Source organism: Haematobacter genomosp. 1, assembly GCF_002196855.1.
In the GTDB taxonomy this organism is placed as follows: domain Bacteria; phylum Pseudomonadota; class Alphaproteobacteria; order Rhodobacterales; family Rhodobacteraceae; genus Haematobacter.
The window spans coordinates 226,529-247,082 of sequence record NZ_NIPW01000004.1; the positions used below are offsets into that span (position 1 = coordinate 226,529).

20 protein-coding genes are annotated in these 20,554 nt (G+C 65.7%); 7 read left to right on the forward strand and 13 right to left on the reverse strand.

Features of this window, described 5'->3' with window-relative positions:
* Positions 1-14: 14 nt before the first annotated feature.
* From CDV49_RS01925 to CDV49_RS01940, 4 genes are read right to left on the reverse strand one after another with little or no spacing between them, the layout of a single operon-like run.
* The gene (locus CDV49_RS01925; RefSeq protein WP_088213879.1) at positions 15-1,223 is read right to left on the reverse strand and encodes a beta-ketoacyl-[acyl-carrier-protein] synthase family protein; all 1,209 of its coding nucleotides are present in this window, start codon (positions 1,221-1,223) and stop codon (positions 15-17) included.
* Positions 1,220-1,489 (reverse strand): phosphopantetheine-binding protein, encoded by a 270-nt coding sequence (locus tag CDV49_RS01930; protein WP_088213880.1) that lies wholly within the window; start codon positions 1,487-1,489, stop codon positions 1,220-1,222. The genes CDV49_RS01925 and CDV49_RS01930 overlap by 4 nt, the downstream gene beginning before the upstream one ends.
* Before the next feature lie 27 nt (positions 1,490-1,516).
* Complete coding sequence (gene lpxD / locus CDV49_RS01935; protein WP_088213881.1) at positions 1,517-2,608, reverse strand: UDP-3-O-(3-hydroxymyristoyl)glucosamine N-acyltransferase; 1,092 nt, start codon at positions 2,606-2,608, stop codon at positions 1,517-1,519.
* A 38-nt stretch (positions 2,609-2,646) separates the two neighbouring features.
* Positions 2,647-4,341 (reverse strand): L,D-transpeptidase family protein, encoded by a 1,695-nt coding sequence (locus CDV49_RS01940; protein WP_256947198.1) that lies wholly within the window; start codon positions 4,339-4,341, stop codon positions 2,647-2,649.
* Between the two features lie 302 nt (positions 4,342-4,643).
* Here CDV49_RS01940 and CDV49_RS01945 point away from each other — a divergent pair, with 302 nt between their 5' ends.
* The gene (locus tag CDV49_RS01945) at positions 4,644-5,213 is read left to right on the forward strand and encodes a YcbK family protein (protein WP_088213882.1); all 570 of its coding nucleotides are present in this window, start codon (positions 4,644-4,646) and stop codon (positions 5,211-5,213) included.
* A 109-nt stretch (positions 5,214-5,322) separates the two neighbouring features.
* Here CDV49_RS01945 and aroB read toward each other — a convergent pair whose 3' ends face one another.
* Together aroB and CDV49_RS01955 are read right to left on the reverse strand one after the other, a co-directional pair.
* Positions 5,323-6,432: a 3-dehydroquinate synthase gene (aroB, locus tag CDV49_RS01950; protein ID WP_088213883.1), complete on the reverse strand. Its 1,110-nt coding sequence runs from the start codon at positions 6,430-6,432 to the stop codon at positions 5,323-5,325.
* Entirely contained in the window at positions 6,429-6,977 is a 549-nt protein-coding gene (locus CDV49_RS01955; protein ID WP_179209095.1) for a shikimate kinase, read from the reverse strand. Before CDV49_RS01955 ends, aroB begins: the two co-directional genes overlap by 4 nt.
* 168 nt (positions 6,978-7,145) lie before the next feature.
* On the opposite strand from CDV49_RS01955, the gene CDV49_RS20390 reads away from it, so the two are divergent.
* From CDV49_RS20390 to CDV49_RS01965, 3 genes are read left to right on the forward strand one after another with little or no spacing between them, the layout of a single operon-like run.
* The gene (locus tag CDV49_RS20390; RefSeq protein ID WP_179209093.1) at positions 7,146-7,283 is read left to right on the forward strand and encodes a hypothetical protein; all 138 of its coding nucleotides are present in this window, start codon (positions 7,146-7,148) and stop codon (positions 7,281-7,283) included.
* Positions 7,273-8,811 carry a hypothetical protein gene (locus CDV49_RS01960; RefSeq protein ID WP_088213885.1) on the forward strand — a complete coding sequence of 513 codons (1,539 nt, stop codon included), beginning with the start codon at positions 7,273-7,275 and terminating at the stop codon, positions 8,809-8,811. The genes CDV49_RS20390 and CDV49_RS01960 overlap by 11 nt, the downstream gene beginning before the upstream one ends.
* Positions 8,808-9,794, forward strand: a complete 987-nt coding sequence (locus CDV49_RS01965) for a tyrosine recombinase (protein WP_256947199.1) — start codon at positions 8,808-8,810, stop codon at positions 9,792-9,794. The genes CDV49_RS01960 and CDV49_RS01965 overlap by 4 nt, the downstream gene beginning before the upstream one ends.
* A 137-nt stretch (positions 9,795-9,931) precedes the next feature.
* Here the strand turns inward: CDV49_RS01965 and CDV49_RS01970 are convergent, their stop codons facing one another.
* Positions 9,932-11,542, reverse strand: coding sequence for an acetolactate synthase large subunit (locus CDV49_RS01970; RefSeq protein ID WP_256947200.1), 1,611 nt, complete (start codon positions 11,540-11,542; stop codon positions 9,932-9,934).
* A 187-nt stretch (positions 11,543-11,729) separates the two neighbouring features.
* Here CDV49_RS01970 and CDV49_RS01975 point away from each other — a divergent pair, with 187 nt between their 5' ends.
* Positions 11,730-12,824 carry a lysine-2,3-aminomutase-like protein gene (locus CDV49_RS01975; protein WP_088213886.1) on the forward strand — a complete coding sequence of 365 codons (1,095 nt, stop codon included), beginning with the start codon at positions 11,730-11,732 and terminating at the stop codon, positions 12,822-12,824.
* Between the two features lie 16 nt (positions 12,825-12,840).
* Here the strand turns inward: CDV49_RS01975 and CDV49_RS01980 are convergent, their stop codons facing one another.
* Genes CDV49_RS01980 through ugpB form a run of 4 tightly spaced genes read right to left on the reverse strand, consistent with a single transcriptional unit; the run spans position 12,841 to position 17,002 of the window.
* The gene (locus CDV49_RS01980) at positions 12,841-13,914 is read right to left on the reverse strand and encodes a sn-glycerol-3-phosphate import ATP-binding protein UgpC (RefSeq protein ID WP_088213887.1); all 1,074 of its coding nucleotides are present in this window, start codon (positions 13,912-13,914) and stop codon (positions 12,841-12,843) included.
* Positions 13,914-14,774 (reverse strand): sn-glycerol-3-phosphate ABC transporter permease UgpE, encoded by an 861-nt coding sequence (gene ugpE / locus CDV49_RS01985; protein WP_088213888.1) that lies wholly within the window; start codon positions 14,772-14,774, stop codon positions 13,914-13,916. Before ugpE ends, CDV49_RS01980 begins: the two co-directional genes overlap by 1 nt.
* Positions 14,767-15,648 (reverse strand): sn-glycerol-3-phosphate ABC transporter permease UgpA, encoded by an 882-nt coding sequence (gene ugpA, locus CDV49_RS01990; RefSeq protein WP_088213889.1) that lies wholly within the window; start codon positions 15,646-15,648, stop codon positions 14,767-14,769. Before ugpA ends, ugpE begins: the two co-directional genes overlap by 8 nt.
* 55 nt (positions 15,649-15,703) lie before the next feature.
* Positions 15,704-17,002, reverse strand: coding sequence for a sn-glycerol-3-phosphate ABC transporter substrate-binding protein UgpB (gene ugpB, locus CDV49_RS01995; RefSeq protein WP_088213890.1), 1,299 nt, complete (start codon positions 17,000-17,002; stop codon positions 15,704-15,706).
* 521 nt (positions 17,003-17,523) lie between these two features.
* Here ugpB and CDV49_RS02000 point away from each other — a divergent pair.
* On the forward strand, positions 17,524-18,339 hold the full coding sequence (locus CDV49_RS02000; protein ID WP_088213891.1) for a MurR/RpiR family transcriptional regulator: 816 nt from the start codon (positions 17,524-17,526) through the stop codon (positions 18,337-18,339).
* Between the two features lie 161 nt (positions 18,340-18,500).
* Here CDV49_RS02000 and CDV49_RS02005 read toward each other — a convergent pair whose 3' ends face one another.
* Together CDV49_RS02005 and gmk are read right to left on the reverse strand one after the other, a co-directional pair.
* Positions 18,501-19,025, reverse strand: coding sequence for a gamma carbonic anhydrase family protein (locus CDV49_RS02005; RefSeq protein WP_088213892.1), 525 nt, complete (start codon positions 19,023-19,025; stop codon positions 18,501-18,503).
* A gap of 14 nt (positions 19,026-19,039) precedes the next feature.
* Positions 19,040-19,684 carry a guanylate kinase gene (gmk, locus tag CDV49_RS02010; protein ID WP_088213943.1) on the reverse strand — a complete coding sequence of 215 codons (645 nt, stop codon included), beginning with the start codon at positions 19,682-19,684 and terminating at the stop codon, positions 19,040-19,042.
* 187 nt (positions 19,685-19,871) lie between these two features.
* On the opposite strand from gmk, the gene CDV49_RS02015 reads away from it, so the two are divergent.
* Positions 19,872-20,471 (forward strand): PAS domain-containing protein, encoded by a 600-nt coding sequence (locus CDV49_RS02015; RefSeq protein ID WP_088213893.1) that lies wholly within the window; start codon positions 19,872-19,874, stop codon positions 20,469-20,471.
* Positions 20,472-20,554: the final 83 nt, after the last annotated feature.

Sequence of the window (20,554 nt, forward strand, 5' to 3'; positions counted from 1 at the left end):
AGACTTGCCGCATTTCAGACCCGCCGCAGCGCCAGAACGGCATTCATGCCCCCGAAAGCGAAGGCGTTGGATAGCACCACATCCACCTGTGCATCACGCGCGACATTCGGCACCACGTCGAGCGCGCATTCCGGGTCCGGCTCTTCATAGCCGATCGTCGGGGCGATGATGCCGTCGCGCAGCGCCATGATGCAGGCCAGTAGTTCCACGGCGCCCGTGCCGCCGATAAGGTGGCCGTGCATGGACTTGGTGGAGGAGATCATCAGCCGATCCGCGTGATGGCCAAAGACATCGGCAACCGCTGCGCATTCCGTCTTGTCATTCGCCGCCGTTCCGGTGCCATGGGCGTTGATGTAGCCCACCTCCTCCGGGTTCAGCCGCGCATCGCGCAGCGCACCCAGCATCGCCCGCTCCGCACCGTGCTTGGAGGGCATGACAATATCCGCAGCGTCGGACGTCATCGAAAATCCGATCACTTCTGCAAGAATATCCGCACCCCGCAGGCGCGCGTGCTCATAGTCTTCAAAGACGAAGACAGCCGCGCCCTCCCCCTGCACCATGCCGCTGCGGTTGGCGGAGAACGGGCGGCAGGCGTCCTTCGACATCACGCGCAACCCCTCCCATGCCTTGATGCCGCCGAAGCACAGCATGGATTCCGACCCTCCCGTGACGATGGCCCGCGCGGCACCGGAGCGGATCATCCAGAACGCCGTGCCCATCGCATGGTTGGAGGATGCACAGGCCGTGGCGACCGTGAACGACGGTCCCTTCAGGTTCCATTCCATCGATACATGGGCGGCGGCTGCGTTGTTCATCAGTTTCGGTACGACGAAGGGATGAACGCGGTTCTTCCCCTCCTCATAGACGGCCCGGTAATTCTCGTCCCAGGTGTTCACACCCCCGCCGGCAGTGCCGAGGATGACACCTGCTTCATGGGAAAGCTGGCCCTCGAACACCAGCCCGGACTGCCCTATGGCCTGCTTTGCCGCGAGCAGCGTGAACTGGGTGAAGCGGTCATAGAGCGCGATCTGCTGGCGATTGAAGATCGTCTCGGGATCCCAGTCGTGCACCTGCCCGCCGATACGGATGGACAACCGTTCCTGGTCCCGGAGGGAAAGCGGGCCAATGCCCGAACGTCCCTCCCGAAAGGCCGCCAGCGTCTGGACGACATCATGGCCGAGCGCGTTGATCGTTCCCGCCCCGGTGATCGCGACGCGGTTCATGCAGTCTTCTGCGTGCGAACCAGCTCCCGCACCGCCGCAACCACGGAAGCGACGGAGGAGATATCGAATTCACTGGAGGCCGGATCATTCGCGTTGAAGGGAACGGAGATATCGAACGCCTCTTCTATGGCGAAGATGGCCTCAACCAGCCCCAGGCTGTCGATCCCCAGGTCAGCGGGCGAACTTTCCAGCGCGACCTCCGAGGGCGCCAGCACCGCCTGTTCTGCAAGGATAGCGACGACCGTATCCTGAACATTGTCAGACATGCGCATCCTCCTCAAAGCCGGGAATTTCTACTCGCTGCCGTCCAGCTTTGAAACCCGTTTCTGAAGGTCTGCAAACTGTTGAGCCATTCTGGGCAGCCGGCGGACGGCCTTGTTGATCTCGAGCTGCGTCTCCATCTTGACGGCCGGAGTACCCATCAGCACGCGCCCCGCAGGCGCATTGGTGAAGATCCGCGCAGCACCGCCCGCGATCACGTCGTCTCCGATGAAGATGTTGTCGTTGACGCCCACGCCCCCGCCAAGCACGACACGGTTGCCGATCTTCACCGATCCCGCCACGCCCACCATGCCGCAGAGCAGGCAATCCTCACCGATCTGGCAATTGTGGCCGACCTGAACGAGGTTGTCGATCTTCGTGCCATTGCCGACACGCGTGGCGCGGATGGTGCCGCGATCCACGCAGGCGTTGCAGCCGACCTCCACGTCATCGCCGATTTCCACCCCGCCGACGGAGCTGATGCGCGTCCATTTCTGAGCATGGATCTCGCCGCGATGGCCGGGCGTCTCGCGTACTTCCTCCACTCCCGATTTCTCTGGCGTGACGAAGGAAAAACCGTCCCCACCGATCACGCAACCCGGATTGCCGATGAAACGGTCGCCGATGGTAACCCGATGCGCGATGCGGACGCCCGCCTGCAGCAGCGCATCATCCCCGATGGTACTGCCTTCCCCAACAAAGACCTGCGGCGCAATCCGCGCCCGCGCGCCGATACGCACCCCGCGCCCGATATATGCAAACGGGCCGATGGCCGCGTCGGCCCCGATCTCCGCCTCGGGGTGAACGTAGGCAAGCGGATGGATGCCCGGCTCGATCCCCGGGCCGGGGTCGAGATAGCCGGTGAGCCGCGACATGGCATAGCGCGGGCGCGTGACGAAAATCGCCGCGTCGAGACCCAGCGATTCCCAATCCGCATCCGCCCAGAGGATCGCGGCCCGCGCGTGACCCTTTACCAGCCCGTCGGCGTATTTCGGGTCCATTGCGACGGCCAGCTGATCTGCCCGCGCCTCCTGCGGCTCGGCGACGCCGGAGATACGGATTTCCCCGTCGCCCTCAACCCGCGCGTCCAGCGCAGCCGCGATTTCCGTGACGGTATGGTCCATGCGCAAGTCTCCCCGGGCGCCGGTCGCCTGGTCGGGATCTAACCCTGAACGCCCGGCAGTGCCACCCCAGCCTTTTCCAGAGCCGCGGCGATCTTTCCATCCCGCCCGTAAACATCGGCGCGATAGACGATGTGGCCCTGTTCATCCGAAAAGGCGGTCCGATAGTCGAGATGGATGGGTACGGGCTCCTTCAGGCGGATGGTCGTCTCCTTGCCGGTGGCCAGCACACGCTGAAACCGGCCCTCCGGGTCGCTCTCCTGCACGGAGAGAAGCGCATAGGCGAAGTCGAAAGGATCGGCCAGCCGGATGCAACCGTGGGAAAAGGCCCTGACATCCTTGCCGAACAAGGATTTCGAAGGTGTATCATGCAGATAGATGTTATACCTGTTGGGGAACATGAACTTCACCAATCCCAGCGCATTGTCATCTCCCGGTGCTTGCCGGATGCGGTACGGGAAGTTCTGGGGTGTGAACTGGGTGAAGTCCACGGCATCCCGCGGGATCACATTGCCCGCCCTGTCCACCACGTCCAGATGCGCAACGGCGTTGGGGTTCTTCTGCAACTTCGGCAGATACTCCCTGATGGAGATGGAGCGCGGCACGTTCCAGCGCGGATTGACCACCATGAATTGCATCATGTCGGAGAATTCCGGCGTTTCATGATCCGGCTCGGCCTTGCCGACCACGGAACGAGTGGAGAAGGTCACGCGGCCATTTTCAACGATCTTCACCTGAAAGTCGGCGATATTGACCCAGATATGCCGCCGCCCCCGGTCGAAGTTCGACCATCTTTCACGCTCCAACGCGGCGAGAACGGCTGAAAGCTTGCCGGTGGAATTCCGGTTGAGTTCCTGCAACGTGACACGTCCCGCGACTCCATCGGCGTTGAGGCCGCGGTCCTGCTGAAAGCGCTTCACCGCCTCCCGAAGCCGCGCATCATAGCTCTGCCCGTCGCCCGCCGGATAACCCAGGACCGTCAACCGGTGCGCCAGCGCAACGACATCCGGCCCAGCCTGCCCGGGCTTCAGTACATCCGCGGTGATGACGGGACCGGATGGGTGGGAAAGCATCGCCTCCAGACGGGCTTTTTCCCGGAGCAGCGCGGCATATTCGGCACTGTGCGGGGGGAGCGACGCAAGGAACCGCGCGGGCGCCTCGGCGGCGATGCCCTCCATCAAGTCCAGCACCTCGGGGCGGTGCACCTGCCGGACGATGCCGGGGTCGATCCGCGCGGGCGTCAGCACCCCACTGCTCACATCCCGCGCATAGGACAGGAAGGCACGGGTCATCGCGGCCTCCAGCAGACCCCGGTCACGCTCGCCCAGCACTTCGTGAAACTGCCGCACCAGCCCTTCGGCATCATAGCGCCGCTCCGGCAGGCCCTGCGCCCCGGCCTCCGCCAGCGCACCGAAGAAGGCGGCCCGCCGCGGTGCATCCTCTCCCCCCGTCCAGACCGGGGCCCAGTCCCGCCGCGCGTAGAAACCGACAAGCGTCTCATCCCCCGCCAATGCATCGGACAGGGTGCGGGCAAAGACGGTCGAGGGCACGGGCAGCAATTCAGCCGGCGGCTCGAGCGGCGACATCGCCACCGGCGCTCCGGGCAGGACTACGGGCGTGACCATTGCCTCCTGGGCGAATGCGGGCGAGAGCGCGGCGCACAACCAGAGCGCGACCATCGCGGAGCGGCCCGACGCCCCCCTGCGACCCAAGGCGAAGCAGGTTGCGCGGTTCATGGCTGGCCCCTCGTTATACGGCTCTTGAAACCACATGCGGGGAAATCGCGGCCGCTGTCCACCGCCTGCCCCGTCCAACCCCGCACCTGTCACGGAAAAGCCATAGGCCAGACCTCGCGCGCCCTCTGGCCGACCGCCGGGAGGATTCCGGCGGCATTCCGCCGATGGTTGAAAAACCCGCCCGTGCTCGCGGAACTACAGCTTGGTCGATAGCACGGATGATGCCATAAAACGCTGGCTGGCAACGACCGGCGGCAGCGGCGCAAGACCGCGGTATTCAACAACGAGCGACGGGACAGGCAATGAGCGACATCGAGCCGAAAGGCATTTCGCGGCGCGGCCTTATGCGCGTCTTCGCGGCGACCACGCTGGTCGCGGCGCCTACTTACGCCAACGCCTTCGGCTTTTTGCGGGGCGCGGGCGACGTGCGGCGAATCAGCATGTATTCCGGCCGCACCGGGGAAAGCATCGACACGATCTATTGGGTCGAGGGGCAGTATGTTCCCGAAGCGCTGGCGGAAATCACGCATTTCATGCGCGACTGGCGTAACAACCAGAAGATCACCATCGACCCGCGCAACGTGGACATCATGGCCGCGTCGCACCGGCTGATGGACGTGTCAGAGCCCTACATGCTGCTCTCCGGCTACCGTTCGCCGCAGACCAACAACATGTTGCGGCGGCAGAGCAGCGGCGTGGCAAAGAACTCCCTTCATCTCAAGGGAATGGCGGCGGACCTACGGCTCAAGTCCCGTTCCGTCTCCCAGATGGCGCGCGCGGCGAAAGCCTGTGCGGCTGGCGGCGTCGGCACCTACTCCCGCTCCAACTTCGTCCATATGGATTGCGGAACGGTGCGCACCTGGGGCGCCTGACACCGATCCTGTCGACAGAACGATGCGCCGGCGGCCCCACGGGTGCGCCGGCATCGTCTTTTTCGTCGCCTGGTCGGCCCACCCGTCGTTGCGGCCTGCTCCGCCCCGTTCAGCGCGGCAGTTCGTCGGCGATGAGGCGCGTGACCACGGCAGGATCTATATCGTCGGCAACGAAAGCCCGCCCGATATCGTGGGCGAGGATGAACCGCAGCCGACCGTCCACCACCTTCTTGTCCTGACCCATGAGAGTGACCAGCCGTTCGGCCCCCGGCAGTTCGCCCGGAATGTCGGACAGCGACGTCTTCATCCCCATCGCCTGAAGATGGGCGCGCACCCGCCCCGGCAGCTCCTGCGCGCAAAGGCCGAGTCGCGCAGACAGGTCGAAGGCCAGTGCACAGCCGATGGCCACCGCCTCGCCATGCAGCAGCCGGTCGGAATAACCGGTCGCGGCCTCGAGCGCATGGGCGAAGGTATGCCCGAGGTTCAGCAGCGCACGGTCTCCCTCCTCCGTCTCGTCACGCTCCACGATGCGGGCTTTCATCTCCACCGACCGGACGACCGCCTTTTGCCGGAGGGCGCGATCACCGGCGGCGAGACGGGTGCCCTCCACCTCCAGCCAGTCAAAGAAGATCGGATCGCCGAGAAGGCCGTATTTCACCACCTCGCCATAGCCGGCCAGAAAGTCCCGCGGAGGCAGCGTCGCCAGCGCACCGGTATCGGCAAGGACGAGGCTCGGCTGGTGGAAGGCGCCGACAAGGTTCTTGCCCTGCACCGTGTTGATCCCGGTCTTGCCGCCCACCGAGCTGTCCACCTGCGCCAGCAGCGACGTCGGGATCTGCACGAAACGCACGCCCCGGCGCAGCACGGCGGCGGCGAAGCCCGCCAGATCGCCGATGACCCCACCGCCAAGCGCGATGACAATGTCCCGCCGCTCCACCTTCGCCTCAAGCAGCCACTCCACGGCGCGGGTGAACTGCGGCCAGCCCTTGGTCGATTCGCCGGGAGGGAGTATGAGCGAGGTCATCTCGATCCCGGCTTTGGCCAAGCCCTGCCCCAGCGTCTCCAGATGCAGCGCCGCCACGTTTTCGTCCGTGATGACCGCCACGCGGGGGCGACGGAGGAGATCCCAGATCTCCTCACCCGCCCGGGCGATGAGACCGCCTCCGATTCGCACCTCATAGGCGCGATCACCGAGATCGACGTGAACGGTTTCCATCATTTCCTCTGCAAAACGTCGGGACGGGTCGCAAGCGCTTCGATCAACCGTCCGGTCATGTCCTCGATGGAGCGGCCCTGCGCGCTTTCCACCATCAGCTCCGCCTGTGCGTAATGCGGCTCGCGCGCGCGATGCATCTCACCCAGGGTGGCCCGCGGATCAGCGGTCCGCAGCAGCGGACGATGCGTCCGGTGCCGCACGCGCGACCAGAGCAGATCGGCGTCCGCCTTCAGCCAGACCGACACGGCGCGCTCCGCAATCACCCGGCGATTCTCCTCCGACAGAAAGGCCCCGCCCCCTGTGGAAAGCACACCCGCGGGGCGTTCATCTATGAGGCGGCCGATCACCTGCGATTCCTTCCTGCGAAAGAACGGCTCCCCGTCACGCTCGAATATCTCCGCGATGGTCCGGTCGGCCGCTTTCACGATCTCCTCGTCCGAATCGCGGAACCGGACCCCGAGCGCACGCGCCAGAGACTGGCCGACCGCCGTCTTCCCCGCGCCCATCATGCCGACGAGCACCACCGTCTTGTTGAGCCGCCAGGTCACTCCCCCGCCTTCCGCGTTCCCGTATTCCGCCTCACGAAATCTTTGCGCCTGAATGGCGTGAACTCGCGCGGAAAGCCAGTTATAATCCGCATCAACCCGGCATAAGACCGGGCGCATAGCCGGATCCGCCCCCGGATCGGCGCCGGACGAGAGCAGGAACAGAATCCCATGACCATCCTTCTGAAGACCGTCGCGGTCATCCTCATCCTCGGCTTTCTCGGCCTCGTCGGCTGGTCCTACCTGCCGGGATCGCTGACCCCGTTGCAGGCACAGGTCACACAGCCGGTGACGCTGAATGTCGATTGAGATACGGCGCCTGCCGCTCATCGCCATGCTTGCCCTGACGGCAGCGCTTCCCGCCCGGGCAGAGCAGCCGCTCTCGGCGATCGACTGGCTCTCCCAGAGCGTCTCCCGTCCGCCGGCTCCGCCCGTGACCGATCAGCCCCGGCCCGCGGCTCCGGTGGAGATCGGCGTCGCGCCGCTGCCGGGCACCAATGCCGACGCCGCCGGTCTGGTCGATGCGGATCGGGCGGAACTGCCGCGGGATTTCTGGGGGATCACACCCTCCGCCGAACTCGCGCGGTTGATCGCGGCCCAGCCGGTCGATGCGCTGCCGGCCGCGAATGAGACGTTGTTCCGCATCCTTCTGGCCGAGCTGAACCCGCCGGTCGATTCCGATGGCAACGCGGCGCTGTTCCTTGCCCGGATCGACAAGCTGATGGACCTCGGCGCGACGGAGCAGGCGCTGGCCTTGCTCGACCGCGAAGGCGCCGATACGCCGCAGAGCTTCCGCCGCTGGTTCGAGCTTTCGTTGCTGGCAGGACAGGAGGACCGTACCTGCCCGGAGATGCTGAGCCACCCTTCGCTCGCGCCGGGGCTGGCCGCGCGTGTCTTTTGCCTCGGTCGCGGGGAGGACTGGGCCGCAGCGATGACCACGTTGCAGGCGGGCCTCGCGCTGGGGGAGATCGACGCCTATGACGGAGAGCTGCTGACCCGTTTCCTCGAACCGGAAATGGCAGAGGAAAGCGCCCCGCTCGCGCCGCCCTCCCGCCCGACGCCGCTGCAATGGCGGCTGTTCGAGGCGGTGGGCGAGGCCATCCCCTCCGGCTCGCTGCCGCTGGCCTTCGCCACCGCCGATCTGCGCAACAACACCGGATGGAAGGCGCGTATCGAGGCCGGCGAGCGTCTCGCCCGGACGGGTGCGCTCGACCCGAATGCCCTCCATGGCCTTTACACGGAGCAGCGCGCCGCGGCCTCCGGCGGGGTCTGGGACCGGGTGCGGATCGTGCAGCAGCTCGACACCGCCCTCACGGAAGCCGAGGCAGGCGATACCGGCCCGCTCTCGCTCATTCTTCCGCAGGGGTGGGATCTGCTTGCGCAGAGCGAGCTGGAGGTGCCGCTGTCCGCCATGTTCGGCGACCGCGTGGTTGCCCTGACACTGGAGGGCGAGGCTGCGGCGACGGCTTACCGCATGGGCCTGCTCACCGATGCCTATGCCAAGAACGCCCGGGTCCGCGCGCCGGACGGCGCAATGGAGGCTTTCCTGAAAGGCGTGGCCGCGGGCAGCCTGCGTGGTGTCGTCCCGCCGGACCGTATGGCGGGCGCGGTCCGCGACGGGCTGCGCGCCGACGCGGTTCCCGCCGACCTGAAGGGGATGCTCGATTGGCAAAGGCGCGGCGAGGCCGTGATGAATGCCCTCCTGCGGGTTCGCGCGGGGGCGAGCGGCGATCTTCGGGCGGTAACGGAAGGGTTGGCCACGCTCCGCGCCGTGGGGTTGGAGGACGACGCGCGGCGGATCGGGCTGCAGCTCATTCTGCTGGATCGCCGGGGATGAACGGCAAGCCCGCCCGACTCACCTTGATGGAGCGCTGGATCTCCGCCTTTCTGGAGGCCGAGGCGGCAGAGCGCGACGCGGCCCGGAACACGCGTCTCGCCTACGGACGGGATCTGAAGGATTTTGCGGGCTGGCTCGCGCGGCGAGAGCTGGACTTTCTGACCGCGGGCCGCACCGATGTGGAGGACTATCTCGTCTTCTGCGAGGCGCAGGGCCTGTCCCGCGCCACCCGCGCGCGGCGGCTGGCCGCGATCCGTCAGCTTTACCGTTTCGCCGTCGATGACGGTCTGCGCGAGGATCACCCTGCCATCCGCATCACAGGCCCCGGCCGGGATCAGCGTCTGCCCGGCACCCTCAGCGTGGCGGAGGTGGAGCGGCTGCTCGACGCCGCACGCGGTTTCGGCAAGACGGAGGGGGAGCGGCTCCGCAACGCCTGCCTCATGGAAGTGCTCTATGCGACGGGGATGCGCGTCTCGGAGCTGGTGAGTCTGCCCGTTTCCGGTGCCCGTGGCGATCCGCGGATGCTGCTGGTCCGCGGCAAGGGTGGGCGGGAGCGGATGGTGCCGCTCTCCACCCCCGCACGGGAGGCGCTGATCACCTGGCTCGCCCACCGCGACGCAGGGGAGGAAAGCGAGAGGCTGGCGGGCCGTGCGCCCTCCCGCTACCTGTTCCCCTCCTTCGGGCGCGAAGGGCACCTGACACGGATCCATTTCCACACGCTCATCAAGCGGTTCGCCGTGGCGGCGGGCGTCGATCCCGCTCAGGTCACGCCTCACACGCTTCGCCACGCCTTCGCCACCCATCTGCTGGAGCGCGGGGCTGACCTGCGGGTGATCCAGACCCTGCTCGGCCATGCCGACCTCGCCACCACGGAGATCTATACGCATGTGGTGGAGGAGCGGCTGAAGGAACTGGTCCTGACCCGCCATCCGCTCGCCCGGACAGCCGGGGATCCCCCCCCGGCCGAAGCGGACGACGACTGACAGGACAATGCGCGCCAAGGGAAGGCGGCCCACGAACGGCGCGCGATCAGGCTGCAAACCGGACCGCGTTGCCGGGATCATCGGGCCGGTCTGCCGGTATCGATCAGATCACCATCCCGATCAGATCACCATCCCGATCAGATCACCGCCTCGATCAGGAACGGACCTTCGCGCGACAGGGCGGCGCGGAGCGCGGCACTGAAGGCTTTCGGCGTCTCCACCCGTGCGCCCTCCACACCCAAGCCCGCCGCCAGCGTCACCCAGTCGATATCGGGATTGCCCAGATCGAGCATCCGCGTGGCATTCACGCCCGGCGCGCCGGCGCCGACATTCGCAAGTTCCCCCCGCAGAATGGCATATTCGCGATTGGCATAGATGATGTTGACGATGTTCAGCCGCTCCCGCGCCTGCGTCCACAAGGCCTGAACGGTGTACATGCCGCTGCCATCCGCCTGCATGGCGATCACCTTCCGCCCCGGCGCACCGATGGCGGCCCCGGTCGCCATCGGAAGACCCTCGCCGATGGCACCGCCGGTTAACGCAAGCAGGTCATGCGGCGCGGCGGAGGCCGTCAGCGGAGCGATCTCCGCCCCCGAGGTGATCGCCTCGTTGATGATGACGGCGCCTTCGGGCAGCAGCGCGCCGACCGCCTGTGCAATCGCGCGCGGGGTCAGCGCACCGTCATCCTCCGGCAGAGCAGGCGGAGAGAACGGAGAGAGCTTCGCCCGCGCGGACGCCGGGAGCGAGAGGGCGCTCGCAACGCCCTCCAGCGCCTCCAGCATGTCCTGACCGGGTTCGGCGAGGGTGAGCACCTCGCAGCCCGGCGGCACGAGGCTCCCCGGCTTGCCAGGATAGGCGAAGAAGGCGACCGGCGCACGTGCGCCGACGAGGATCATCACCTCCACCCCTTCCACTGCCTTCAGAGCGAGATCGACCGGATAGGGCCTGCATGGGATATCCACCCGCCCCGCCCCGCGCGCGATGCGGCGGTTCGACTGTTCGGCCATCAGCCGCGCACCCGTCGCCTCGGCGATACGTCCGGCGGCCTCCAGCGGATCGGCCAGCAGCGCGCTGTCACCAAGGAGCAAAAGCACCTTCTTGCCGCTGCGAAGGGCACGGCCAGCGGCTTCTACCGCGGCGGAGGGAACGCGCGGGCGGCGCGGCGCGGCAGGTGTCACAAGGGCCGCGTCAGACGGCCCCCAGGCCACGTCCGCCGGCAGGATCAGCGTGGCGATACCGCCCGGCTCTCCCCGCGCGGCAACGATCGCATCGGCTGTATCGCGGGAAACGGTGCCGTGGCTGACCCGGCGCACCCAGTTCGACATGGGCCGCGCGAGGCTGTCGATATCGCTGGTGAGCGGCGCATCAAGGGCGAGGTGATAGCCCGCGTGATCCCCCACGACGTTGATCATCGGCGTGCGCGCCCGACGCGCGTTGTGCAGGTTGGCCAGCCCGTTCGCGAGCCCCGGCCCGGTATGAAGCAATGTCGTGGCCGGTTTGCCGGCCATACGGGCATATCCGTCCGCGGCGCCCGTCACCACGCCTTCGAACAGGCCGAGCACGCAGCGCATCGCCGGTTTGCGGTCAAGCGCGGCCACGAAATGCATTTCCGATGTGCCGGGGTTGGCAAAGCAGGTATCGACCCCGGCTGCCAGAAGCGTGTCGCAGAGACTGTCCGCCCCCGTGCTGCCGGGTTTACCCTCTGCCGAAAGGCGCTGCGCAGCATCCTTCATCTCCGGCCTGTCCATTCCCTGCTCCTTCTCCCCTTGTCGCCGCCAAACCCGACAGCGAGTCGGCGGCATCCTAGACCGGGGAGGGTGAAAGATCCCATAGCGGAGCGTGCGCTGTCACGGCTTTATCCGGGCGGGGCCGGATACTTGCCTTTGGAAGCCGACGGGAGGATAAGCTCTGCCCTTTCCAGACAGGTCCGCACCGATGTCCTCCCGCCCTGCCCGCGCGCTCACCACCCTGGCCGATCTTAGCAGCGAAGGGCTGATCCCCGAAGCTTTGGAGGCGCCCCTGGCTCCGGTGGCGGAGGCGTTCCGCATCCGTCTTACCCCCGCCGTGCAACAATCGCTGGGCGAGACGGCGGCGCCAGGGGTGGCGCTGCAGTATGTGCCCACGACGGCAGAGCTGACCATCCGGCCGGAGGAACTGGCCGACCCCATAGGCGATGCGGCCCACAGCCCGGTAAAGGGGCTCACGCACCGCTACCCCGACCGGGTCATCCTCCACATCACCCAGACCTGCGAGGTCTATTGCCGTTTCTGCTTCCGACGGGAGGCGGTGGGCGGCGCCGGCACCTTGACCGAGGCGGAGGTGGAGGCGGCGCTGGCCTATGTGGCCCAGCATCCGGCGATCTGGGAAGTGATCCTGACGGGGGGCGACCCGATGGTCCTGTCCGCCCGGCGCATCGGGCAGATCCTCTCCCGCATCGCCGCTATCCCGCATGTGGAGATCATCCGCTTCCACACCCGCGTTCCCGTGGTGGCCCCGGAACGGATCGACGACGCCCTGCTCGGCGCGTTGAAGATCCGGCCTCAGGTCATGGTCGTCGTCCATACAAACCACCCGGCTGAGATGACCGCGGAGGCGGCGGGTGCGCTCTCTCGCCTTGCGGGCGCGGGGATCGTCCTACGGTCGCAGAGCGTCCTGCTCCGCGGCGTGAACGACGATGCCGACACGCTGGAGGCCCTGTTCCGCGGGCTGGTCCGCAACCGGGTGCAGCCCTACTACCTCCACCATTGCGACCTTGCACGCGGCACGGGGCATTTCCGCACGACGATAGGCGAGGGGCAGAAGCTGATGGCGGAGCTGCGCGGGCGGCTCTCCGGTCACTGCCTGCCGATCTACGTGCTCGACATTCCCGGCGGCTACGGCAAGGTGCCGATCGGACCGGGCTATGTCGCGGAAGGCGCGGAACCGGGACGCCATGTCGTGACGGACCCGAAGGGCGGGGAGCACGACTATCGCGATCCGCCCCGTCTGGCGGAGCCGGCTCCGGCAGAATGCCCGTCCCCTATCGGCTGACGGCCCCTGAAAGGGGTCAGGGTTCGCGGCGGCGGCCGGTCTCGCTGTCGAAGAAATGGGCCTCGCCCGGCGCGGCAGCAATACGGAGCCTGTCCCCTTCCGCCACGCGCGTATGCCCGGGAAGCCGCACGACGAAGCCGGGCACCTCCGGCCCCGCACCCGGCAGGCGCGCGTGGACATAGGCATCCGCCCCCAGCGTCTCCACGGCAAAGGCGGTGACATCGAGACCTGGCGCATCCTCCCCCACCAGCCGCACATGTTCCGGCCGGAGACCAAAGGTCAGCGGACCGGCAGGCACGGTGTCGGCCAGCGGCAGAAGGCCACCGCCGGGAAGCTGCACACCACCCGCGGCAGCAGTCCCGGGCAGGAGGTTCATTGCGGGCGAGCCGATGAAACCCGCGACGAAAGCCGTGGCCGGCCTGTCATAGATCGCCATGGGGGTGTCGATCTGCTCCGCCACACCGGCATTCATCACGATCAGACGGTCGGCCAACGTCATCGCCTCAACCTGATCGTGGGTGACGTATAGCGTGGTGGTGTTGACGGTGCGCTGCAACTCCTTGATCTGCAGGCGCATCTGAACGCGCAGCTTTGCATCGAGGTTGGAAAGCGGCTCATCCAGCAGGAAGGCCGCCGGATCGCGCACCAGCGCCCGCCCCATCGCGACGCGCTGCCGTTGACCGCCCGACAACTGGCGCGGCTTGCGGTCAAGATACGGCTCCAGCTCCAGCATCTTCGCGGCGCGGCTCACACGCTCCGCGATCTCCGCCTTCGACAGCCCAGCGATCTTCAGCCCGTAAGCCATATTGTCCCGCACGCTCATATGCGGATAGAGCGCGTAGTTCTGGAACACCATGGCGATGTCCCGCTCCCGCGGTTCCAGATCGTTGACGACACGGCCGTCGATGGAAACGGTGCCGCCCGTGATCCTCTCCAGTCCAGCGACCATGCGCAGCAGCGTGGACTTGCCGCAGCCGGAAGGGCCGACGATCACGATGAACTCGCCATCCGCGATGTCGATTGAGACACCATGGATGACCTCCTGCGGCCCGTAGGATTTGCGCAGGTCGGATAGGGTGATGCGGGCCATTATTTCTCCGTCTCGACGAGGCCCTTCACGAACCACCGCTGCATCAGCACGACCACGAGGATCGGAGGCAGCATGGCCAGGACCGCGGTCACCATCACAAGGTGCCAGGGGGTATCCGCATCGGCGAAGGAGATCATCTTCCTCAGCGCGATAACGATGGTGTTCATGTCGTTGGAATTCGTCACCAGCAGCGGCCAGAGATACTGGGTCCAGCCGTAGATGAACAGGATGACGAACAACGCGGCGATATTGGTATAGGAAAGCGGCAGCAGGATATCCTTGAAGAAGCGCCACGGCCCGGCGCCATCCACCCGAGCGGCCTCCAGCAATTCGTTCGGGATGGTCATGAAGAATTGCCGGAACAGCAGCGTCGCTGTGGCGGAAGCGATGAGCGGCAGGATCAGCCCGGCATAGGTGTCGATCAGGTTGAGGTCCACCATCACCTTGTAGGTAGGCAGAATCCGCACCTCCACCGGAAGCATCAAGGTGATGAAAATCACCCAGAAGCACACCATGCGCAGCGGGAAGCGGAAGAACACGATGGCATAGGCGGAGGCGAGCGAGATCACGATCTTGCCAATCGCGATACCCAGAGCCACCACGGTGGTGTTGAACAGCAGCCACCCCACGCTGACCCCGCCGATGCGCGAAACCCCGCCCGACAGCGCGTCACGGTAGTTCTCCACCGCTTCCGGCCCCGGAACAAGAGGCAGCGGCGGGCGAAGGATCGTCATCAGAGAATGCGTGGAGGCGACCCAGACGTAATAGATCGGGAACGCCACGACCGCGACGGCCAGGATCATCCACAGATGCGCCCAGGCGCGGGATCGGGGGGTGGAGCCTACCGGTTCCTCAACCATAGTGAACCCTCCGTTCGATGTAGCGGAACTGGAAGGCGGTCAGCGCGATGACGATCACCATGAGGATCACCGATTGCGCAGCCGAAGAGCCGAGCTGAAGGTTGACGAAGCCGTCGTTGTAAACCTTGTAAACCAGCGTCTCCGTCGCCTTGCCTGGCCCGCCGCCCGTTACGGCATGGATGATGCCGAAGGTATCGAACAGCGCATAGACCGTGTTGACCACCAGCAGGAAGAAGGTCGTGGGCGCCAGAAGCGGAAAGACGATCGTCCAGAACCGCCGTATGGGACGCGCGCCGTCGATGGCTGCGGCCTCCAGCAGCGAGCGGGGAATCGCCTGGAGCCCCGCCACGAAGAACAGGAAATTGTAGCTGACCTGCTTCCAGCTCGCCGCCGCGACGACAAGCGTCATCGCCTGTCCGCCGTTCAGCAGCGGATCCCAGTGCAGGCCCATCTGCCGGAGCGGCCAGGCGAGCGTGCCGAAGGAGGGGTTGAACATGAAAAGCCACAGCATCCCGGCAATTGCCGGGGCGACCGCATAGGGCCAGATCATCATGGTTCGATAGAAGCCCCGGCCCCGCACGACCTTCTCCGCCTGCACGGCAAGGAGCAGCGCGATGCCCATCGACAGGAATGCCGTTGCCACGGAAAATACCGCGGTCACCTTCAGGCTGTTCAGGTAGGCGGGATCGGACAGCACCCTGCGGAAGTTCGCAAAGCCCACGAAGGTGGTTTTCAGCCCGAAGGGATCCTCGCGCAGCATGGACTGCCAGAGCGCCTGTCCGGCCGGCCAGTAGAAGAAGATCGCGGTTATGACGAGTTGCGGAAGGACCAGCAAGAGGGGCAGCAGCCGGTGGGGAAAGACGACCCTGTTCATTCAGGACTCCGGTAAGGTCCGCCCGCCGCCGGACGGACCCGCTTCATTTACGCGCTCAGTTGCCCAGCGCCTGACGGATCGCGGCATTGCCCCGCTCGACGGCATTATCGAGCGCCTGTTGCGCCGTCTGCTGACCGGCGAGCATCTTCTCGAACTCCTCGTTCTCGATGTCGCGGACCTGCGGCAGGTTGACCAGACGAACGCCCTTGGAATTCTCCGTCGGAGCCTTGCCCATCATCTGCAGGATCGGCGTCTCCCGGCCGGGATTCTTGTCATAGAAGCCGCTGGCCTTCGTCGCCTCATAGGCTTTCAGCGTCACCGGCAGGTAGCCCGAAGTCTGATGCAGGTATTCCTGCACCTCCGTCTGCGACAGGTACTGGAAGAAGGCCGCGACGCCCTTGTAGATTTCATCAGACTTGCCGCCCATCACCCACAGGCTCGCCCCGCCGGGTGTCGTGTTCTGCGGTGCTCCGGGCGCATCGCTGTCATAGGGCAGCTGACCGATGCCGTAGTTCATGCCCGATTTGACGATATCTCCGAGCCCGCCCGAAGATTCGGTCAGGATCCCGCATTCGCCGGACAGGAAGATCTGCTTGGCCTCCGATGTCCGCCCACCGTAGCGGAACGCCCCTTCCTTGGCGAGATCGGCGATCGCCTGGAAGTGGTTCACGTAGATCGGCGCGTTGATCTTGAGTTCCACGTCCGAACCGGCAAGCCCGTTTTCATTGGTGCCGAAGGAGACGTTGTTCCAGGCCGCAAAATTCTCGGTATGAATCCAGGTGAGCCAAGTGGAGGTATAACCACAGGGCGCGGCCCCGGAAGCCTTGATCTTGCGCGCAGCGTCCCAGACTTCGTTCCATGTCTTCGGCGGCGCGTTCGGATCCAGCCCGGCTTTCTCGAACACGTCCTTGTTGTAGTAGAGGATGGGCGAGGAGGAGTTGTAGGGGAAGGACAGCATCGTCCCGTCGGGCTTGGAATAATAGGCCACGATCCCCGGCAGGTATTGCGATTTGTCGAATGCCGCGCCCGCATCCGTCAGAACATCCGCCACCGGCTTGATCGCGCCTTCTGCGGCCATCATGACGCCCGTTCCGACGTCGAACACCTGAATGATGTCAGGGGACTGACCAGCCCGGAAGGCGGCAATGCCGGCGTTCAGCGTCTCGGGATAGGTGCCCTTGAATACCGGCTGGAGTTCGTAATCGGACTGTGAGGCATTGAAATCGCTGGCGATCTTGTTGACCACTTCCGAGTTCGCGCCCGTCATCGCATGCCACCAGCTGATCTGGGTCTTGGCCTCGACGCTCAACGGGACGAGGGCGATCGTCGCTGCGAGAATTGCCTTCAGTGTCATTCGGAGGACCTCCTGGGATTCGGTACACGCGGGCTTACGGAAAAGACATGGCAGGTTTGTGAAAACCCGTCCGGCAAGCGGCATCTGTCAGGAGGGGATGGTTCGATGACACCAGAAAGCGCCACGGCTCTGCTATGCCGGGCGTGTCCATCAGTCATCTGCGCGAGGGGGACACCCGCAAGGGAGTGAACCCCGGCACCGGAGGGGGCCATTGGCCCACACCTCAAACGGTGCCGGGGAAGCAGACCGGCCACGGCGACCTCCCCAACCGCGCGTAGCCGGCGAACAACGCCCCGAACCATCCCTCCCCTGGCTGGTGCGTGGAACGTTTGTTCTGCAGTAAACATGACAATTCGTTCCAAACCTGTCAATAGAGAAAGCGGCGGAGCGTATATATGCCCGATATTTGTGCATATATGGACTACAATGCATTAAAAATCGGGAAATCGGCGCTGGTGAGGCACCCTGAAATGGAATATATATTCCAAAATCCATCCTGATACCGCTCACATTTAAAGTTCATGCCCAAGAAGACAGATACCCAGCCCGCCTCAGCCTTTGCTCCCCCCGGCGATATCGACACGCTCCGGGAACATCTCCGCGCGAGAGAATCACGCCTGCCCCGTCGTCTCGGAGAGGTGGCAGCCTTTGCCCTTACAAAGCCGGAGGAAATGGCGCTGGGCACGACGGCAGAGATCGCGCGGGCGGCGGGGGTGCAGCCCTCCACTCTGGTGCGATTTGCCCAGACACTTGGTTATGAGGGGTTCAGCGACATGCAGGCCGTCTTCCGCCGCCCCTATCTGCAGAAGCCGCAGGCACCCGTCGCCACGGGTACGCTGGGCGGTTTCCTCGATGCGGCCGCCCGCTCCGTAGAATCGGCCCGCCAGTCCATCACCGAGGAGCGGTTCGAGACGGCGGTGGACCTGCTGGCCCGGGCGGAGACCATCTTTCTGATCGCCCGCCGCCGCGCCTTCCCCATCGCCAGCAGCATGGCCTACACCTTCGGCCGGATGAAAATCCGCTCGCAGCTCATTGGGACCGCACAGGGGATCGAGGATGAGATGCTGGACCTTGCCCGGCCCGGAGACGCGGCGCTGGTGGTGAGCTTCTGGCCCTATTCGCGCGATGCGGTGCACCAGACACGCAGCCTCCGGGAACGCGGTCTGCCCATCATTGCGCTGACGGACGGGCCAGACAGCCCCGTTGCCGCGCTCGCCCGTGTATCCCTCATGCTGACGGAAGCGGAGCATGAGGGGTTGCGGCTGCTCTCAGGCAGCATAGCCGTCGCAACGGCGATAACGGCGGCGGTGGCCGAACGGCGGGGGATCAGCGAGTGAGGTTTGCCTCTCCCTGACCGGAGCCGCGCTCCCAGGCATGGCCACCTCCCGCAGAGCAGGACGCGGGTTTCGCCTGCAGCCACGGTCGAAGGCCGGCCAACCAGCACTGTCGGAACCCCTGCCCGCCGATCCGCTCTGCCGAAGCAGGACAACCCGTCTTGTCAGACCGGCGACAGGCCCGCGCGAAAGCGGCGCATGTTTGCCTGATAGCTTTCCGCGCTCCTGTCCAGCCGGGCGCGGGCTTCCTCGTCCAACGGGCGGATGATGCGCCCAGGAGCCCCCATCACAAGACTGCCGTCCGGGATCTCCTTGCCCTCCGGGATGAGAGCACCTGCGCCGATAAGACAGTGCCGCCCGATGCGCGCCCCGTTCAGGATTGTCGCGCCCATGCCGATGAGGGTGGAATCGCCAATGGTGCAGCCATGCAGCATGGCCTTGTGACCGATGGTGCAGTTTCGCCCGATGCTCAGTGGAAAGCCGATGTCGGTATGGCAAACCACGTTCTCCTGCACATTGGAGCCTTCGCCCACCGTGATGCGCTCGTTGTCGCCCCGCAGGACAGCACCGAACCAGACGGAGCCCCCGTCCTCGATCAGCACATCGCCGATGAGCACCGCTGTCGGCGCGATCCAGTAGTCTCCGCTTGGCGGCACCTGTGGTGCCACGCCATCCAGCGCATAGATCATGTCCCTCTCCCTTTTCAGCCCTTGTTGCGGTGGGTGAATTCCTCATTCAGACCGCGCACGAATCCCACCAGACCCCTCCGCCGCTTCCGTTCCAGCCGCTCCGCCGTGACGATGGCGCGCAGTTCCTCCTCAGCCGCGTCGATGTCACGGTTGATGAGCACATAGTCATATTCCGACCAGCGGCTGATCTCATCCAGACTGCGTGCCATGCGCCCGGAGATGACCTCGTCAGGATCCTGACCGCGCCCGCGGAGCCGCTGCTCAAGCTCCTTGATGGACGGCGGAAGGATGAAGACGGAGACGACATCCTCCCCCAACCCGGAGTTGCGAATCTGCTGTCCTCCCTGCCAGTCAACGTCGAACAGCATGTCCCTGCCCTGCGAAAGCGCGGCCTCCACCGGCCCTCGGGGGGAACCATAGAGGTTCCCGAAGACTTCCGCATGCTCAAGCATCTCGCCCGCGGCCACCATCGCTTCGAATTCATCCCGCGTGCGGAAGAAGTATTCCCGCCCCTCGACCTCTCCCGGTCGCGGGGGGCGCGTAGTTGCGGAGACGGAAAATCCGATGGTCGGATCCCAGGTTGTCAATCGCTTCGACAGGGTCGATTTGCCCGCGCCGGAGGGCGAGGACAGGATGAGCAGGATGCCGCGACGCGCGATGCTGCGCCCTCCCGGATCATCGGAGAGCAGAACTTGCGTCGGTATCTCAGGCGGCATGGGTTAACCTTTTGTTCACTTTTCGCTGCCGCCCTGCGGCAAACAGCGGTATTAAAGTTTCGGTAAGGACGCTGACTGCGCTTGGCAACAACCAACCCGTCAACGCGCCGTGGTTTGGAGTACGAGTGTCATGAGTAACATCCGCATGGACGGGGTCGAGAGCGATCCCGTCCATCTTATCCGCATGGCTTGGGAAAAGGCTTGCCGGGAACTTCCTGTTCATGGATTGCCGCCCCGGTCCGCCCTTGCGGGGACGGCCATTGCCGGCGCGCTCCACGCCTGTTTCCTGCTGACCCGCGATGCCGCCTGGGGCTGGCGTTTCCGCTACGCGGGAAGGAGCCTGTCCGCCCTCACCGGAGAGGAGCCCGAACGCCTCCCTTTCGGCGCGATCTTTGAACCGGGCACACGCGGGCGTATCGCCGCCTGCCTCGAAGCCGTGACGAGCGACCGGGCACGCGCCGAACTCTCCCTCACCGAAGGCGGGTGCGAGCGGCGCATGGTGCTCCTCCCGCTTGCCCCGGACGCCGCCGGTCGCCCGCTCATCCTCGGCGCAATTCAGAGCGTCGCCGGGAACCGGAGGCCTGCGGCGAATGGCACTCCGCTCCTGAGCCTCGGCACCATGCGCCTTGTCCCGGCGGAGGAAAGCAAGGTCATACGCGTGACATTCGGGCGACCGATTCCCTGCGCACGCCCTGATGGGGCGGACGGCCTTTACACCCGCCGCTCGTGAGGCCATGCGGAACCCGGGCGGGAGGAAAGCTGTTCTTCCTTGACCTTGCCGGCGGCACGCGCCTTATTCCTGCTGCCGATCAC

Coding starts and splice junctions, on each gene's coding strand:
- CDV49_RS02015 (WP_088213893.1), top strand. CDS start 19,872: ATGAGTAACATCCGCATGGACGGGGTCGAGAGCGATCCCGTCCATCTT.
- lpxD (WP_088213881.1), bottom strand. CDS start 2,608: ATGGACCATACCGTCACGGAAATCGCGGCTGCGCTGGACGCGCGGGTT.
- CDV49_RS01945 (WP_088213882.1), top strand. CDS start 4,644: ATGAGCGACATCGAGCCGAAAGGCATTTCGCGGCGCGGCCTTATGCGC.
- CDV49_RS01965 (WP_256947199.1), top strand. CDS start 8,808: ATGAACGGCAAGCCCGCCCGACTCACCTTGATGGAGCGCTGGATCTCC.
- CDV49_RS01960 (WP_088213885.1), top strand. CDS start 7,273: ATGTCGATTGAGATACGGCGCCTGCCGCTCATCGCCATGCTTGCCCTG.
- ugpA (WP_088213889.1), bottom strand. CDS start 15,648: ATGAACAGGGTCGTCTTTCCCCACCGGCTGCTGCCCCTCTTGCTGGTC.
- CDV49_RS01930 (WP_088213880.1), bottom strand. CDS start 1,489: ATGTCTGACAATGTTCAGGATACGGTCGTCGCTATCCTTGCAGAACAG.
- CDV49_RS02000 (WP_088213891.1), top strand. CDS start 17,524: ATGCCCAAGAAGACAGATACCCAGCCCGCCTCAGCCTTTGCTCCCCCC.
- CDV49_RS01925 (WP_088213879.1), bottom strand. CDS start 1,223: ATGAACCGCGTCGCGATCACCGGGGCGGGAACGATCAACGCGCTCGGC.
- CDV49_RS01940 (WP_256947198.1), bottom strand. CDS start 4,341: ATGAACCGCGCAACCTGCTTCGCCTTGGGTCGCAGGGGGGCGTCGGGC.
- CDV49_RS01980 (WP_088213887.1), bottom strand. CDS start 13,914: ATGGCCCGCATCACCCTATCCGACCTGCGCAAATCCTACGGGCCGCAG.
- CDV49_RS02005 (WP_088213892.1), bottom strand. CDS start 19,025: ATGATCTATGCGCTGGATGGCGTGGCACCACAGGTGCCGCCAAGCGGA.
- CDV49_RS01970 (WP_256947200.1), bottom strand. CDS start 11,542: ATGGACAGGCCGGAGATGAAGGATGCTGCGCAGCGCCTTTCGGCAGAG.
- CDV49_RS20390 (WP_179209093.1), top strand. CDS start 7,146: ATGACCATCCTTCTGAAGACCGTCGCGGTCATCCTCATCCTCGGCTTT.
- aroB (WP_088213883.1), bottom strand. CDS start 6,432: ATGATGGAAACCGTTCACGTCGATCTCGGTGATCGCGCCTATGAGGTG.
- ugpB (WP_088213890.1), bottom strand. CDS start 17,002: ATGACACTGAAGGCAATTCTCGCAGCGACGATCGCCCTCGTCCCGTTG.
- CDV49_RS01975 (WP_088213886.1), top strand. CDS start 11,730: ATGTCCTCCCGCCCTGCCCGCGCGCTCACCACCCTGGCCGATCTTAGC.
- ugpE (WP_088213888.1), bottom strand. CDS start 14,774: ATGGTTGAGGAACCGGTAGGCTCCACCCCCCGATCCCGCGCCTGGGCG.